Below are 13,774 nucleotides of genomic sequence, written 5' to 3'. Positions count from 1 at the left end.
AAATGCACAAACGCACGCTCGGAACCAGTTCACTTGAAGTGTCAGCCTTAGGTTTAGGCTGCATGGGCTTGAGCCATGGCTACGGCCCCGCTACGGACACCCAAAAAGCTATTTCCTTAATTCGCTCAGCAGTCGATCTAGGTGTCACGTTCTTCGATACCGCCGAGTTCTACGGCCCCTATCTCAATGAGCAAGTTGTCGGCGAAGCACTCGCGCCAGTTCGCGATCAGATCGTGATCGCCACAAAATTCGGCTTCGCCGTCGGCGCCGACAATACAAAGCAGACTTTGGACAGCCGGCCCGAACGTATTCGACTAGCCGTTGAGGGTTCGCTGCGTCGATTAAAAACCGATTACATCGATTTGCTGTATCAGCATCGGGTTGACCCAAACGTGCCCATCGAGGACGTCGCCGGTGTAGTAAAAGATCTAATTGGTGAAGGCAAGGTCAAGCACTTCGGTCTGTCGGAGGCTAGTGCGCAAACGATTCGCCGCGCCCATGCGGTACAACAGGTCACAGCGCTGCAAAGCGAATACTCGTTGTGGTGGCGTGAGCCCGAGAAGGAGATCTTGCCGACGCTTTGGGAGTTGGGTATTGGCTTCGTGCCGTTCAGCCCGCTAGGTAAGGGTTTTCTCACCGGCACCGTATCGGCGGAGGCCACTTACGGCAGTGACGATTTCCGCAGCATTGTCCCGCGTTTCAGTCACTCGGCGCTGCAAGCCAACCAAGGTCTGGTGGTGTTGATCCGGCAGATCGCTGCGCAGAAACAAGCCACCCCAGCGCAGATCGCGCTGGCCTGGCTACTGGCGCAGACGCCATGGATTGTGCCGATTCCGGGAACGACCAAGCTGCATCGCCTGGAAGAAAATCTCGGCGGCGCGGACATCACGCTCGATGCGGGCGACCTCAAAGCGATTGATGTTGCACTGGCGCAGATCCGCATCGAAGGCGAGCGTTATCCCGAATCACTCAAGGAACGCGTCGGGCGATGAGCAACGATCACGACCCGCTGCGGCGTACGGTCATCGCCGCACTTGCGAGCGCGCCGCTACTGTCGCTTGCTGACACGCAAACCACCAGTGAAGCACCGCGTTCAGGCGCTCGAATTCTGGTGGCGTACTTTTCTCGCTCTGGCAATACACGCGTGGTCGCCGGGCTGATTCAACGCGGCCTTGGTGCCGACCTCTTCGAGATTCGCCCGGCCCACGCCTACCCTGAGGATTATCTGCAAACCGTGGAACAGGCGCGTCAGGAGCGTGACAAAGGCTTCGAACCCGAGCTGCAAAGCAAGGTTCGCGCCCTCAACGAGTACGACACGATCTATCTCGGCTTTCCGATCTGGGGTGAAACTGCGCCGCCAATCATCCGTGCTTTTCTGAGTGCTCACGACCTGACCGGCAAGATCCTCATCCCCTTCAACACCCACGGCGGTTATGGCTTGGGCAACAGCCGCAGCGTTTTCCTAAAACATGCGCCGAAAGCAAAAGTGCTTGAGGGCTTTGTGATGGAGGGGGAGCAGGAGCGCAAGACCATGGAACGAGTGAACGGTTGGCTGAGCGATCACCCCATCACGCGTTAATAGAATTCTTTACGGAGTGACATTATGAAAATCCGCACGCTGGGCAACGGCCTTGAAGTTTCCGCACTGGGCTTGGGCTGCATGAGCATGACCTCGGCCTACGGGCCTGCCGCCGACAAAGCCACCATGATCAAGTTGATTCGTTCGGCCTATGAGCAAGGCGTCACCCTATTCGACACCGCCGAGGCGTATGGCCCTTTCGCCAATGAAGAGCTGCTGGGTGAAGCCTTACAGCCGATCCGCGAAAAAGTGGTGATCGCCACAAAGTTCGGCTTCGATATTGACTTGATCACTGGCGCACGTGGCGGCGGCACCAACAGCCGCCCGGAACACATACGCGCTGTGGCAGAGGCATCGTTGAAACGTTTACGTACTGACTGCATCGACCTGTTTTATCAGCACCGCGTCGATCCGCAGGTGCCGATTGAAGAAGTGGCCGGCGCCGTTAAGGATCTGATCGCCGAGGGAAAGGTCAAGCATTTCGGTCTGTCCGAGGCGGGCGTGCAAACTATTCGCCGGGCACATGCGGTGCAGCCAGTGACAGCGGTGCAAAGCGAATATTCGCTGTTCTGGCGTGGCCCGGAACAGGGACTCCTTGGCACACTGGAGGAACTGGGTATTGGCTTCGTTCCGTTCAGTCCACTTGGCGCAGGCTTCCTCACGGGGCAGATCGATCAGAACACCCAGTTTGACGCCAGCGACTTCCGCAATTTTGTCCCCCGTTTTTCTCCTGAGGCGCGTAAGGCCAACCTGGCGTTGGTCGATGTAGTGAAAGCCGTCGCGCAACGCAAAAGCGCCACGCCGGCGCAAGTAGCACTCGCATGGTTGTTGGCGCAAAAACCGTGGATTGTACCGATCCCCGGAACGACCAAACAACATCGACTGGAAGAGAATCTTGGCGCGGTTGAACTGCAACTGACGGGTGACGATCTGCGCGTGATCAACGAGCAGATGGCCCAGATTCAAGTGCACGGTGAACGCCTGCCGGAGTCGGCGCTGCAGATGACCGGACTCTGAGTCTGCCCAACGCGGCTCCGTTTGCGGAGCCGCTTCATTGCCTGACCGGAGTTGATCCAATGAACCGATTGATCGCACCACTCATTGCTTTTTCACTCATGACTGCAGAGTCCCAGGCCGCTAGCGAAATCCGCATTACCTCAAACGGCTCGCAGCCCTCTATTAAAGGCGCGGCGGAAACTTTCACCGGCGCGGTACGCGTTGATGGCCTGTTCAAGGGAGAACTGCCAGCGCGCATCGGCGGTGGCACGGTGACCTTCGAACCCGGCGCACGAACTGCGTGGCACACCCATCCACTCGGGCAAACGCTGATAGTCACAGCTGGTGTCGGCTACGTGCAGCAAGAGGGTGGCCCGCGTCAAGAAATCCGTCCGGGAGACATTGTCTGGATCCCGCCAAATACCCGCCACTGGCATGGCGCCACGGCCAGCAACGGCATGACCCACATCGCCATCGCTGAAGCCGAGGACGGCACGACCGTTACCTGGGCGGAGCAGGTCTCTGAGGCGCAATACGCTGGTAAATGAAGTTACGGAATGTGTCGAAGCTGCTTGTCCGGCACCCATGACGCAAACAGTCATCCTACCGCTAGGCCCCGCACCAGCGAGGTCGCGCCGAGGTTTCGGCGATCATCGCAACGAGCACTCATGAGTTCTGTTCAGGAGTCCTTGCGCAATATCGGGGTTAATCGCCCTAACCATCCTCCGTACGATCCAGCAACACCGACCGCAACGACTCGCAATGGATAGAGCCTCATGATGACCAGTGACGCAAGCAAGACCACTGCCCTCTCCACACTGTTGATGCTCTGTTTGAGCGCTGGTGCGATGTCCAGCGTGACCACTCAAGCAGCCGACGCATCGCAAACCGTGACGATCTCACCCGCCAGCTCAGAATCACTGTCGACCCGACAGCAAGCGATTCCCCTGATTGCCGCGTTTATGGCGACTAGCGACATGCCTAGCCTCAACGCAGTCCTCAACCAAGGACTCGATGCGGGCCTGAGCGTCAGCGAAGCTCGGGAAATTCTCGTACAGCTCTACGCCTACGTCGGTTTCCCACGCAGCCTTAATGCCTTGAACGAGCTGATGACGGTGGTGCAGGCACGCAAACAACGCGGCATTGCAGATGCGCCGGGACGCGAACCAAGCCGGGCGATTCCGGTCGGGGCTGAGTTGTTGGCGGCGGGTACGGCGAATCAAACCAAGATCTCCGGTGCCCCGGTCAAAGGCCCGGTGTTCGAATTCGCGCCAGTGATCAACCAGTTCCTGCAATCCCACCTGTTCGGCGACATCTTCGAGCGCGACAACCTCGACTGGCAAAGCCGCGAACTGGCGACTGTCGGAGCGCTGGCGGCAACACAGGGAGTGGAATCGCAACTGCGCTCGCACATGCTGGCGAGCCTTCGTGTCGGACTCAGCGAGGCGCAGTTGCGTCAAGTGACCGATTTATTGAAAAAGCACGGTGATGCCCAGACCGCCGAGCGTGCGGGTACAGCGCTGGCTCAAGCCCTCGCAGCTTTGAGGAAATGAAATGACCGCTAAAAAATTGTTGGGTATCACACTCATTAGCCTTTTGGCAGCTTGCGCAAACCAACCCGATAGTTCCGGCCCACTGATAATTGAAAAACAAGGCAGCTTCGCCGCTGGCGGAACGATGACGACTGCACCAGGTACGTTCAACCCGCGCAAACCAATGACGCCCGACGGCCAGACCTATCACGGTGACCACGCCTACGCTTTCTACCAAATCCCGGTCGATGCGCGAAAACTGCCCATCGTCATGTGGCACGGCGCAGGTCAGTTCTCCAAAACTTGGGAAACCACCGCCGATGGCCGCGAGGGTTTTCAGAACATTTTTCTGCGGCACCACTACGGCGTTTATCTGATCGATCAGCCACGGCGTGGTGATGCCGGGCGCAGCATGGTCGAGACCACAATCAAGCCGACGCCGGACGAACAACTGTGGTTCAACCAGTTCCGCATTGGCCTGTGGCCGAACTACTTCAACGGCGTACAAGTGGCACAGGATGCCCAGACTCGCGAGCAGTTTTTCCGGGCAATGACGCCGAACACCGGGCCGTTCGACATGGGCGTCGTCTCTGATGGCGTCGCGGCGCTGTTCGACAAAATCGGCCCGGGGATTTTGTTCACCCATTCGCAAGGTGGCGGGCCGGGCTGGTTGACGGCGATCAAGAACGACAAGGTCAAAGCCATTGTGGCGTTCGAGCCTGGAAGCAGCTTCGTGTTTGCTGAAGGTGAAGTACCGGAGCCGATTCCCAGCGCATTTGACACGGTGCAAGGCGCTGCTGTGCCGATGGAACAATTCATGGCACTGACGCGCATTCCGATTCTGATCCTTTACGGCGACAACATCCCCGAGCAGGCCGTTGATCTGCCTGCTCAGGACAGTTGGCGCGCTCGCCTGAAGATGGCCCGGCTATGGCGCGACGCGGTCAATCGGCACGGTGGCGATGTACGACTGATCCACTTGCCCGAGGTAGGCATCAACGGCAATACCCACTTCCCAATGTCGGATTTGAACAACGTGCAGATCGCTGATCTGGTGTCGCAATTCCTCAAAGAAAAACAGCTGGACTGATCAGCCGCTCCTTTCGACTGCCTCCCTTTTGATTACTCAGGAGTTTCATGTGAAAAACACTCTCAAAGCCACGCTTATGTCGGCATTGGTCGGTCTATCTGCCGGTGAAGCCTTGGCCGCCGACTACAAAAAAAACCCGTTCACGCTGGCCTATGACGGCGCGATCACCAAGAACGAACCGGGCAAGGTCAACATCCACCCAGTCAGCTACAAGCTCAATGGTCTAGCCATCGCCGCCAACGTTTACACCCCGGCCAATTACGATGCGAAGAAGACCTACCCGACCGTGGTCATCGCGCACCCCAATGGCGGTGTGAAAGAACAAGTCGCAGGTCTGTACGCCCAGCGTCTGGCCGAACAGGGCTACATCACCATAACCGCCGACGCGGCGTACCAGGGCGCCAGCGGTGGTCAACCGCGTAGCATCGATAAACCCTCGTATCGCATTGAAGACATCCACGGCATGGCCGATTTCATCAGCCAGTTTGCAGGCGTTGATGACAACCGCCTGGGCCTGCTTGGTATTTGTGGTGGGGGCGGTTACTCATTAGCTGCGGCGCAAACCGACAAACGTTTCAAATCGCTAGCGACAGTGAGCATGTTCAACTCGGGCCTGGTGCGTCGCAACGGCTATAACGACTCGCAAAAAGATAGCATTCAACAACGTCTGCAGCAGGCGTCGGCGGCACGTGCGCAAGAAGCAGCCGGTGGTGCGGTTCTGTATTCCGGTGATGCCAACCTTACTGATGAACAGATTGCCAAGCTGCCCTTCGAGCTGTATCGCCAAGGCTACGAATACTACTGGAAGACCCATGCACACCCGAACTCGACCTTCAAATACACCACCAGCAGTCTGCTGGATCTGATGCGTTTCGACGCCACCGACCATATCGAACTGATCGACCAACCGTTGCTGATGATCGCCGGCAGCAAGGCCGACAGCCTGTACATGACCCAGGATGCGTTCCCCAAAGCCACTGGCACCAAGGACAAGGAAATGTTCATCCTCGACGGCGCCACGCATATTGAAACCTATTGGGTGCCACGCTATGTCGACGCCGCAATTGGGAAACTGACGGCGTTTTACGCTCGCACCCTGTAATGAGTTCTCTGAGGTTCGCGCATTCGTGCGCAACCTGCTTTCATGGAATGATCACGCGTCCCTCATGAGAGGCTCTCATCAATGTCCCGCGCTAATCTCAATGATCTGCAAGCCTTTGTGGCCATCACCCGCGAGGGCAGCTTCACCCGTGCCGCTGCACAGCTGGGCGTCTCGCAGTCGGCGTTAAGTCACACCATGCGTGCACTGGAAAGCCGGCTCGGGGTGCGCCTTTTGACGCGCACCACCCGCAGCGTTTCACCAACCGAGGCAGGTCAGCGGCTTTATCAATCGATGGCGCCGCGCTTTGACGAAATCGAACTGGAACTGGCCGCCGTCAGCGAGTTTCGCGTCACGCCTGCCGGCAATGTTCGCATCCAGGCGTCCGAGCATGCAGCGAACAATATTCTCTGGCCAAAGCTGTTGAAAGTGCTGCCCGACTATCCAGACATCAAGGTCGAAATCACCGTCGATTACGCCCTCGCTGACATCGTCGCGCAGCGTTATGACGCGGGGGTGCGCCTGGGCGAACAGGTAGCCAAGGACATGATTGCCGTACCGATTGGGCCATCGCTGCGGATCGCAGTGGTTGGCTCGCCTGAATATTTCAAAGGGCGGCAAATCCCCATGGAGCCGGCGGATCTGGCCGCGCACAACTGCATTAATCTGCGTCTCCCAACTCATGGTAGCCTCATGCAGTGGGATTTCGAGAAGAACGGTCACGAACTCAAGGCACGCGTAGAAGGGCAATGGACATTCAACAGCAGCGTGCCAATTTTGCGTGCGGCTGTGGCGGGGTGTGGTTTGGCGTTTCTCCCAGAGGACATGCTGGCCAACGAACTAGCGGAGGGCAGTCTCGTGCGAGTGCTGGAAGACTGGTGCCAGCCTTTCGCTGGCTACCATCTTTACTATCCGAATCGACGTGAGCATTCATCCGCATTTGGCGTTGTGGTTGACGCATTACTTTATAAACAATGAGCCACGGGCAGGGATTTCCAAATTATGGTGGTGCCCCTAAAACGAAAGCGGAGCGTGCCGGCCCACGACGGGAAAAGGCTTGAGGATGAAAGCCCGTAGGGCCAAAACTTGACGCAGTAAGGGTTTGGTTCACGCCAGCCGCACCCTGAAGGGGGGAGCCCAAACCAGAAGCAATGTAAATTGCCCACGAACTACGAGGCTGGAAAGTCGCCCAAGGTCTCACGAAGGAGGCTTTGCATCTTGTCCGAGGCAGCGCCTTCGAGAAAGTGCTCTTGGCTGCTAACATCGAAACGCACAGGATTGATGTGCGCAACAGTCGCCCCGTGGCCCAAAGCACATAGCGGTAGCTCTGCAGCCGGGTAAACGATCCCGGACGTACCAATCGAAAGGAACCCATCGCATTCCTCTGCAGCGGCTAGGCTCGCACCCCAAGCGTCCTCAGGCAGCATCTCACCGAACCAAACAACGCCTGGCCGAACATGCCCGTTACATGCGGCGCATAGCGGCGGCTCAATCCGACTTCCATCCTCAGGCAGGATGCCAGTCGTGACGGGCAAGGTATACGCCAAGCCACAATCAATGCACCTAGGAGAATGCAGGCTGCCATGCAGATGAATCACATCCTGGCTGCCGGCTCGCTCGTGAAGGTCATCAACATTTTGGGTGACTACAGTCAGCCTGGGCACATGGCTGGCAAGCTCAGCGATAGCGAGATGAGCACCGTTGGGCTGCGCCTGGACGACCTTCTGGCGGCGCCATTCATACCAGCCCCAGCATAGGCTTGGGTCTGCCCGAAAGGCTTCAGAAGTCGCAAGCTGCAGGATCAAAACGCTCCCACAGCCCTGTCAAAGCGCCCCTGAGGTCGGGATGCCGCTCTCCGCTGAGGCGCCGGCACCGGTGAACACAACAACATGCTAAGTATCCCTCAGCTGCTGAGCCAGGGTACTAATGGTCATGTTCATATTCCTCCAGGAAGGATCTATTTCGAATGACACCCATCGGAAGGTCAATCACCGGTTGATGACTGCCGGCCAAAAGAGAGGGAAATCCTGGTTATTAAGTGGTTGGATTTTTGCAATGCCTCCGCTAGCCAAGAAGGGGCCCAGGAAAGTGGATGCTCAATTCAGCCCCAGTTTCATAAAGAGATGGCGCCACGAGATTGGCACTTAAAATCCTGTGAGAGGCTCGCAAGTGGCGAATGGAGAAAAGGAAAAGGAAAAGGAAAATGTTTCTAAATGCTTCCAGCAAAACGGCATCACCCCGCAATTTAGGGAGGCTGGGCATACATACACCAGAATAGTGGATCCAACGGATGGAGAACACACATGTTATCCACAGGTAACCGGCTTGCAATGTCATTTTGACCCCATTATCTTGTAGGTCATCTCGACATTAGCACTACATCTTGTGTTTTTGCGGGATGCTGAGGTTTCAGTGAATGCAGCGGATATGGGTGCAAAGTTTGGTCGCCGAACACACATATCCGCTTACCCCCGAGCCAATGCAACCACTGGTGGGACGCGCATTAGAGGAAAACCGACTTTGGATGTCAACCATTCAGGCCGGTATTCCGCTCAAGGGTCGCTCCTGCCTACTCGAGTTTTTGCTAGATACAGGAGCATCGAATCGTGCCTAAAAATACCAAACAAACCTCGTCAGCAATGGCGAGCTTGGCTTCGAAAATTCTTCGCAGTGACAGTTCTTCGGCCATTCAAAAGGAATTGGCAGGATCTGCTATGGCTCAAGCGTCTACCGGCAAGCAAACAGGTGCTGACATGGAGACCAAAGCCAGCCACGTTCTCGAGAGCAATAAGTACAACGCCGCCACCAAGGCGCTCGCTGCTTCGGTACTCGCGCAATCCAATAAAGAGCGGGGTAAGTGAAATGGCTCAGTATTTTGTAAACCAGAATGCGCAGCCCAATGGTGACCATGAGGTGCATACCAGAACGTGCATCTACTTGCCGGCGCTCAACAACCGCCTTGACCTTGGCTATCACACCACCTGTATGACTGCTGTCCGCCAAGCACGCAACACCTACCGACAATCGAACGGGTGCCGGACGTGCTCCTCGGTATGTCATACCCAGAAATTATTGCTTATCAGGGGCTGGGGTGCAGCTTTGCTGCCCCTCGTCAAAGTTGGTTGAATTGCTGAGCATCAATTCTAATAAAGGTCGCGTCTGATGATTCATGACCATGAATACAGCCTATTGGGCGGCGTCAATCGAGCTATGATTGGTCGGTATCTGACAATACTAGCAAGCGCGATTTCCGGCATTGCTGTTTTTCTGCTTCTAGCAGCTGAAGATTTAGCGAAAAAATATAATTTGCCGGTAAATCTACCACCGACAGCCCTATCGCTGATCGGCGCAGGTATTGTCTTTGCGCTTTTATACGCTCTTTTCAACAAGACGATCTGGAAGTGGCGTTGGGCGGTTAAATACCTAAAAGTCCCCGACCTGGCAGGAGAGTGGCTCTGTACTGGCACAACACTAGACGCTGAAGGACATCCGACTCGCAACTGGGAAGCTGATGTATACATCTGTCAGACCTGGGACAAGATCAGAGTGCGTTTAAAGACACACCAGTCAGGCTCCAACAGCATCACTGCGGCGTTGGTTCATGATGAGGCTGACGGATACCGCCTTTTATATAACTACCGAAACGATCCTAACCCCGGAGAGCCTGAGCTTCGAGGACACGTTGGCAGTGCAAATCTTTTGTTCAACAAGTTATTAGATGGCGCACAGGGTGACTACTTTAACGGTTACGGTAGGCCCACCTATGGGCGAATGGAGCTGAGGAGAAAGAATGAGCACGTCAGTTAATGATCGAATCAACCGGCTGCGTTCCAGACGCTCCGGTCTTGATAGATCCTCTGTTATCGCAATGGACGCAAAAGACTTTATAGTTAACCGAAGCCTGACAAAAGAGGCTTGGGAATATAGGGCGGAAGATAAGCCAAGTACAACATTCGCTCTGGGTGCAATGCAGGAGGTGGATCCTACCTACACTCGCATTAGTATAGAAACAGCTGATCGGGTAAGCAATCAGTTGTCGAAGAGGACAAGCGGCAATCTTGAGTTTGAGCTACAGGGCTCAGTACCTTTGAATGTCCATATCCGAGGTGTCAGTGACGTCGACCTATTAGCGATAGAAGCTGACTTTCATACTTATGACGCCCGTGGCCACATGAGTACATCGGGTCAGTACCGTTCACCGACCTCCCGCACTTCAGTCGGAGTGTTAACCTCTCGTAGGGGGGAAATCAGTAAGGCCCTTCGTGATGCGTTCCCCGCTGCGACCATTGATACCTCCGGTTCCAAGGCAATCAAGTTGCAGGGAGGATCTTTAGCACGTCCAGTAGATGTCGTGCCGTCCCACTGGCACGACACCATTAGTTATCAAACATCTCGGCAGAAGCATGACCGTGCCGTGACTATTCTAGATTCCCATAAAAATACAACGATTGAGAACTGGCCTTTCCTTCATATCAAAAAGGTACATGAGCGATGTGACAACACAGGCGGAGGGCTTCGCAAATCAATTAGATTATGCAAAAACCTTAAGGCGGAGCTTGAGGCAGAGGGTAAAACTGTATTGATCTCGAGCTTTGACATTGCGTCAATGATGTACCATGCCAACATGCACAGTCTCTCCGCTGGCTCTTACTATGAGTTAGCAATATTGGCCGAAACTCAAAGGCATTTGGACTACTTATGGAGCAACAAGGAAGAAGCTAGGCGATTAGTAGTCCCTGACGGGTCACGGTTTATCTTCAATACGGAAGAAAAATTTGATGGCTTGCTTCATCTATCCGTAGCCATGGACAGTCTCCTTCGAGAGGTTGCTAAAGAGCAAAACTACCTGCTGAGCCTATCCGAGAAGCCATTGCTCGATGCAAGTAGGGCCGCTGTGACCAATGCAATAATTTTCTAAAGGTTGGGTGAGACGGGCTCTTGAAGGCGTGCAGCGTTTGGAGACCTGCTATAGAGATCCATTAAGCCGGGTGCAGACTGGCATGGGCGGGAATTATCCCTGGCTACCAGTCATTGGTTAAGGCTGCAACGCATGGCTGGCGACCTCTGCGATGAAGCGTTGGGTTCCCTTTGGCTGCGTCCGAAGGATTCAAGCGTTGTCCTCCTGACAATACCCGGATACTGCCTGAACGCTCTGAAGGGCGCATTACCGGGCAAGATCGAATACCTGCCATTTCCGGCGTAACAGATCTCTAGGAGCCAGGATGAATCACCTCTTCAAGCACCACACCCATGTTGCATTTATGAAACGTCGCAAAAGGGCTGTGTAGATGACTATAAATCCCGTTTTTACTAAGGTTTCCAGACCTTAAAGACCGGACGGACAGTATGTGTCCGGATAGTTTATGCACCACATAACGGTTCGAGTCCGTGTGGGCCCACCGCCCACCATACTCAAAGCCGCGCATTGCGCGGCTTTTGTGTTTCTGGTGAGGTCCTCTCAGATGCAGCCTTGCAGTGGTCTAGTAATTCCAGACACTCATTCAGGCGAGAATATCGCCAGATAGAAGTGCCTGATCACCACTACAGTTGCCTGCATGACAGGGTCAGGCCAGCTTTTGCGCTCTCCCCCTATCGCGGCCTTTCCCAGTGCAATTCGGGTTCACGCCCGCTTGGGCAACTTCCAGTTTGGCCGGATGAAGTGGCAGGTATAACCGTTCGGTATCCGTTCCAGATAATCCTGATGCTCCGGCTCCGCTTCCCAGAACTCGCTGGCGGGCTCGATTTGCGTGACCACACGCCCCGGCCACAGCTTGGAGGCGTCCACGTCAGCCGCGGTATCTTCGGCAATATCCCTTTGCTGTTCGCTCAGGTAGTAAATCGCCGAACGATAGCTTGGCCCAAGATCATTGCCCTGCCGGTTAGGCGTGCTCGGGTCATGGATCTGGAAAAAGAACTCGAGAATCTGCCGGTAGCTGATCACCGCCGGGTCAAACACGATCTCAATCGCTTCGGCATGATTGCCGTGGTTGCGGTAGGTGGCGTTCGGTACGTCACCACCGGTGTAGCCGACTCGCGTATGCAGCACGCCGGGGTAGCGTCGCAATAAATCTTGCATGCCCCAGAAGCAGCCGCCGGCAAGGATGGCGGTTTCGGTTGGGTTGGTCATGGTCTGTCCTTGCGGTTTATGGAGACAGGGATAGTTATGGGGTGATGCCGGCCAATACCAAGCCGGATGAAGTAAAAAACAGGATCGTGTTGCGGAACGAGTAAACGTCTTACAGATGCCTTGGCGCCTTGCTCCGTTGCCTACCGTTGCGTCAGAATCCGCTGGCTTGAGCGCTTGAGTCAGCGTTTCCAAGATGGCTCGGTCGCTGACAACTCAGTGATCGGGTTTAGTTGAGCCACTACAAACCTGCCAACCAAACCACTATAAGCCCACTCCCCCCACAGCATCCTCCCCACCCATCGACCCTCTCAATCACCCGATCAAAACATCCGATTAGCCATCCTCCGAAACATTCCGTAACGTTGTTTCCCCGTGCGACAGATGCGCGCACCGCTTGAGCTTTTGCTCCCTACGCTCAGCCCACGACCACGCACGAGCCCACCATGTCTTTGAATACCCCGCAGCAAATCGCTGAAATTGCCGTCGAAAGCGGCGTCAAGAAGGCCCACCTGGGCCTGTCGTCGTTGATGATCCTGGGCTTTCTGGCACGGGCTTTCATTGCCCTCGGGTTTCTTCTCGACATTCATGTCAGCACGATGATCCCGCACGAGTGGGCGTCGCTGGGCAATCTGCTTGGCGCTGTGGTGTTTCCGGTCGGGCTGATTCTGGTGGTGCTGGCCGGTGGCGAGTTGCTGACCGGCAACATGATGAGCCTGCCCATGGCGCTGTTCGCCGGGCGTATCGGTCTGGGTCAGTTGGTGCGCAACTGGGTACTGGTGACGCTGGCCAACCTGATCGGCGCGCTGTTCGTCGCCTATTGTTTCGGCCATGTGGTGGGGCTGACTGAAGGCGCCTTCATGGCCAAGACCGTGGCCATCGCCAATGCCAAGGTGGGAGCCAGCTTTGAACAGGCGTTCATCTCCGGCATTGGCTGCAATTGGCTGGTGTGCCTGGCGGTGTGGCTCAGCTACGCGAGCAAGGACGTGATCGGTAAAGTGGTCGGCATGTGGTTTCCGGTGATGGCATTCGTCGCGATCGGCTTTCAGCACATCGTCGCCAACATGTTCGTCATTCCTGCAGCGATCTTTGCCGGCGCCTTGAGCTGGGCGCAGTTCGGCGACAATTTCGTCCCGGTATTTTTGGGTAACGCGGTGGGCGGCGCGGTGTTCGTCGGCCTGGCCTATCATTTGGCTTTCTTCAGTGCGGCAACACGACCTGCTGAGCTGTCCAGGACCAGCGGCGCGCAAGCTCCGAAATAATCTGACGCCATATAAGCTCTGCGGTGAAAAGAGATGACGACCGCAGAGCAAACCAGCAAGTTGAAGAGCAAAACTCACGTCACAAGCAAATA

14 protein-coding genes are annotated in these 13,774 nt (G+C 55.7%); 12 read left to right on the top strand and 2 right to left on the bottom strand.

The annotated features are described in order from the left end of the window. Positions 1-2 precede the first annotated feature (2 nt). From ACW55A_RS24585 to ACW55A_RS24550, 8 genes are all read left to right on the top strand, one after another. A complete protein-coding gene (locus ACW55A_RS24585) occupies positions 3-992 on the top strand; it encodes an aldo/keto reductase (protein ID WP_498811710.1) in 990 nt (329 codons plus the stop codon). Beyond that, positions 989-1,579, top strand: a complete 591-nt coding sequence (locus tag ACW55A_RS24580; protein WP_498811709.1) for a flavodoxin — start codon at positions 989-991, stop codon at positions 1,577-1,579. Before ACW55A_RS24585 ends, ACW55A_RS24580 begins: the two co-directional genes overlap by 4 nt. Before the next feature lie 24 nt (positions 1,580-1,603). Beyond that, positions 1,604-2,596, top strand: coding sequence for an aldo/keto reductase (locus ACW55A_RS24575; RefSeq protein WP_498811708.1), 993 nt, complete (start codon positions 1,604-1,606; stop codon positions 2,594-2,596). Between the two features lie 59 nt (positions 2,597-2,655). After that, positions 2,656-3,123, top strand: coding sequence for a (R)-mandelonitrile lyase (locus ACW55A_RS24570; RefSeq protein WP_498811707.1), 468 nt, complete (start codon positions 2,656-2,658; stop codon positions 3,121-3,123). Between the two features lie 300 nt (positions 3,124-3,423). After that, positions 3,424-4,128, top strand: a complete 705-nt coding sequence (locus tag ACW55A_RS24565; protein ID WP_498811706.1) for a carboxymuconolactone decarboxylase family protein — start codon at positions 3,424-3,426, stop codon at positions 4,126-4,128. Positions 4,129-4,252: 124 nt separating this feature from the next. Continuing rightward, positions 4,253-5,197: an alpha/beta hydrolase gene (locus ACW55A_RS24560; RefSeq protein WP_499140654.1), complete on the top strand. Its 945-nt coding sequence runs from the start codon at positions 4,253-4,255 to the stop codon at positions 5,195-5,197. Between the two features lie 49 nt (positions 5,198-5,246). Continuing rightward, positions 5,247-6,299: an alpha/beta hydrolase gene (locus ACW55A_RS24555; RefSeq protein WP_499140653.1), complete on the top strand. Its 1,053-nt coding sequence runs from the start codon at positions 5,247-5,249 to the stop codon at positions 6,297-6,299. A gap of 81 nt (positions 6,300-6,380) precedes the next feature. Beyond that, the gene (locus tag ACW55A_RS24550) at positions 6,381-7,274 is read left to right on the top strand and encodes a LysR family transcriptional regulator (RefSeq protein ID WP_498811704.1); all 894 of its coding nucleotides are present in this window, start codon (positions 6,381-6,383) and stop codon (positions 7,272-7,274) included. A 191-nt stretch (positions 7,275-7,465) separates the two neighbouring features. Here ACW55A_RS24550 and ACW55A_RS24545 read toward each other — a convergent pair whose 3' ends face one another. Next, complete coding sequence (locus ACW55A_RS24545) at positions 7,466-8,101, bottom strand: Sir2 family NAD-dependent protein deacetylase (protein WP_498811703.1); 636 nt, start codon at positions 8,099-8,101, stop codon at positions 7,466-7,468. 801 nt (positions 8,102-8,902) lie between these two features. Between ACW55A_RS24545 and ACW55A_RS24540 the strand changes: the two genes are divergently transcribed. The 3 genes from ACW55A_RS24540 to ACW55A_RS24530 all read left to right on the top strand — a co-directional run bounded on the left by ACW55A_RS24540 (position 8,903) and on the right by ACW55A_RS24530 (position 11,214). After that, positions 8,903-9,157, top strand: a complete 255-nt coding sequence (locus tag ACW55A_RS24540) for a hypothetical protein (RefSeq protein WP_498811702.1) — start codon at positions 8,903-8,905, stop codon at positions 9,155-9,157. A gap of 301 nt (positions 9,158-9,458) precedes the next feature. Continuing rightward, positions 9,459-10,103 (top strand): Cap15 family cyclic dinucleotide receptor domain-containing protein, encoded by a 645-nt coding sequence (locus tag ACW55A_RS24535; protein WP_498811701.1) that lies wholly within the window; start codon positions 9,459-9,461, stop codon positions 10,101-10,103. Continuing rightward, the gene (locus ACW55A_RS24530) at positions 10,087-11,214 is read left to right on the top strand and encodes a nucleotidyltransferase-like protein (protein WP_498811700.1); all 1,128 of its coding nucleotides are present in this window, start codon (positions 10,087-10,089) and stop codon (positions 11,212-11,214) included. The genes ACW55A_RS24535 and ACW55A_RS24530 overlap by 17 nt, the downstream gene beginning before the upstream one ends. Before the next feature lie 702 nt (positions 11,215-11,916). On the opposite strand, the gene msrA is transcribed toward ACW55A_RS24530, so the two are convergent. Continuing rightward, on the bottom strand, positions 11,917-12,423 hold the full coding sequence (gene msrA / locus ACW55A_RS24525; RefSeq protein ID WP_003372371.1) for a peptide-methionine (S)-S-oxide reductase MsrA: 507 nt from the start codon (positions 12,421-12,423) through the stop codon (positions 11,917-11,919). Positions 12,424-12,866: 443 nt separating this feature from the next. Between msrA and ACW55A_RS24520 the strand changes: the two genes are divergently transcribed. Further along, complete coding sequence (locus ACW55A_RS24520; RefSeq protein ID WP_498811699.1) at positions 12,867-13,682, top strand: formate/nitrite transporter family protein; 816 nt, start codon at positions 12,867-12,869, stop codon at positions 13,680-13,682. The last annotated feature ends 92 nt before the right edge of the window (positions 13,683-13,774 follow it).

This window comes from Plantibacter cousiniae (nom. nud.) (genome assembly GCF_977070315.1).
Note: the sequence above shows the minus strand (reverse complement) of the source record. Positions and strands in the feature narration are given on the sequence as shown.

Bases quoted from the DNA above. Each gene is read 5' to 3' on its own strand.
- ACW55A_RS24585 (WP_498811710.1), top strand. From the start codon at position 3: ATGCACAAACGCACGCTCGGAACCAGTTCACTTGAAGTGTCAGCCTTA.
- ACW55A_RS24580 (WP_498811709.1), top strand. From the start codon at position 989: ATGAGCAACGATCACGACCCGCTGCGGCGTACGGTCATCGCCGCACTT.
- ACW55A_RS24575 (WP_498811708.1), top strand. From the start codon at position 1,604: ATGAAAATCCGCACGCTGGGCAACGGCCTTGAAGTTTCCGCACTGGGC.
- ACW55A_RS24570 (WP_498811707.1), top strand. From the start codon at position 2,656: ATGAACCGATTGATCGCACCACTCATTGCTTTTTCACTCATGACTGCA.
- ACW55A_RS24565 (WP_498811706.1), top strand. From the start codon at position 3,424: ATGTCCAGCGTGACCACTCAAGCAGCCGACGCATCGCAAACCGTGACG.
- ACW55A_RS24560 (WP_499140654.1), top strand. From the start codon at position 4,253: ATGACGACTGCACCAGGTACGTTCAACCCGCGCAAACCAATGACGCCC.
- ACW55A_RS24550 (WP_498811704.1), top strand. From the start codon at position 6,381: ATGTCCCGCGCTAATCTCAATGATCTGCAAGCCTTTGTGGCCATCACC.
- ACW55A_RS24535 (WP_498811701.1), top strand. From the start codon at position 9,459: ATGATTCATGACCATGAATACAGCCTATTGGGCGGCGTCAATCGAGCT.
- ACW55A_RS24530 (WP_498811700.1), top strand. From the start codon at position 10,087: ATGAGCACGTCAGTTAATGATCGAATCAACCGGCTGCGTTCCAGACGC.
- msrA (WP_003372371.1), bottom strand. From the start codon at position 12,423: ATGACCAACCCAACCGAAACCGCCATCCTTGCCGGCGGCTGCTTCTGG.
- ACW55A_RS24520 (WP_498811699.1), top strand. From the start codon at position 12,867: ATGTCTTTGAATACCCCGCAGCAAATCGCTGAAATTGCCGTCGAAAGC.